Raw genomic sequence first — 1,487 nt, 5'->3', positions numbered from 1 at the left:
TCGGAACTGGAGCTGGCAAGATGAAGTGCAATTGAACCCCGACCGGGCTATTGAGCCTAAAACAAGCGAGGAATTACAGGTCGCTTAAATCGTAAAAACATCTCAACTATCTTGACAATTACCGACTGCAACCAGTACAATAAATTTTTATGCCATATATTTTACATTAAAATGCCATCTATTAATTCTATATGCTCCGCTATAACATCTACTTTTCGTAGCCAAACATCTGCACAACCAGAACCATCCCCATTTTCGGCCGCTCTTTCTTCTGTTTCTAATCGCGCGTTAGTAGACCTTGCCACCCCTCCTCGTTTTGTTAAACCACACGAAACACAGGATAATAAGTTTAAATTGAATATTTCCGAGTTTTTTCGTAACGAACAGCTAAAAACACCACTAAAAAGCAGCTTAGATAAAAATGTAAATTATTTATGGCTGCTCTCTTATAACGCAATCAACAAACTGCCTGAATTAGTCATCGGCTATGAGCATGCTGACTGCAGCGGTAATAGATATGGGCACCCTACTTTGGCTATAGGAGGTTTACAAGATGATGGAACCACTAGTTACCAAAAAGGATTTATCGCAGGTGAGTTGTTTTATAAAAATAATGAATGGCATATTGACAATAATTCAGGGAGGTTTGGCTCAGGAAACGTTACTGCAATGCGAAATAATATGATGGGTAAAGCTGATCTAATGGATATGGCACGTGCTACTTTTTTAGAGCAGACTGATTTGGCAGTAAGTACTACTAAGATCTATTCACGTCACAACTTGAAACGTGCGCTACAAGGTGTATTCCCTGTTTTGGCTCGGCAACATAGGAATTCATTAAGTTGAAGTGGTAAAAATTTGACAAAACATCTGGGTTAAAAAACCAGAAAAACAAAGCCTCATTTGTATTTTTTCAAGAAAAACCTCATAGAGTCAGAGTAAACTTTAATATGCTAGATTTTATTCCCTCAGGGTTGAATCAAGCAGATTAAACTTTACTCTGACTCTGTAATTTTGTAACTATGTTGACAAACACCGGCTCGATGGTAATCTCCCCACAAAACCAGCTCATTTTTAAGTAGAATTTTCTCGCAGTGTTTGAGGAGCTCTACATGAAAGCCGAAGGCAATTGATTACGCCAGATTATGGCGATTTTAAAGCAAGCCGAAGTCGGTTCGACCGTTCCTGATTTGTGCCGCGAGCACGGCATGAGCTCTGCCTCTTTTTATAAGTGGCGCGCCAAGTTTGGCGGCATGGACGTCTCGATGATGACTCGCATGAAAGAGCTGGAGGACGAGAACAAGCGTCTTAAAAAGATGTATATCGAAGCCCAGATGCAAGCAGATATCATCAAGGAGGCCATGTCAGAAATCATCTGAAACATCTCAACGTCGTGAGATGGCTCACTGGGCCGTTGAAACCAAGTCCGTCTCCATTCGTGCGGCTTGCGCCAGCTTTGCAATTAGCACGACTTGCTATCGTTATAT

Annotated in this window: 1 protein-coding gene and 1 pseudogene; both read left to right on the top strand. The window is 41.0% G+C overall.

The features are described from left to right. The first annotated feature begins 171 nt into the window (after nt 1-171). Nucleotides 172-846: a hypothetical protein gene (locus CSQ88_RS22415; RefSeq protein WP_143449586.1), complete on the top strand. Its 675-nt coding sequence runs from the start codon at nt 172-174 to the stop codon at nt 844-846. A 299-nt stretch (nt 847-1,145) separates the two neighbouring features. Beyond that, nucleotides 1,146-1,487, top strand: a pseudogene (locus CSQ88_RS22410) (transposase); the annotation flags it as partial.

The sequence above is a fragment of the Iodobacter sp. BJB302 genome (genome assembly GCF_002735645.1).
In the GTDB taxonomy this organism is placed as follows: domain Bacteria; phylum Pseudomonadota; class Gammaproteobacteria; order Burkholderiales; family Chitinibacteraceae; genus Iodobacter.
This window is presented reverse-complemented; position numbering and strand designations above follow the sequence as displayed.

What these genes read in the sequence shown, in the direction of transcription:
- CSQ88_RS22415 (WP_143449586.1), top strand. Translation starts at nt 172, where the DNA reads ATGCCATCTATTAATTCTATATGCTCCGCTATAACATCTACTTTTCGT.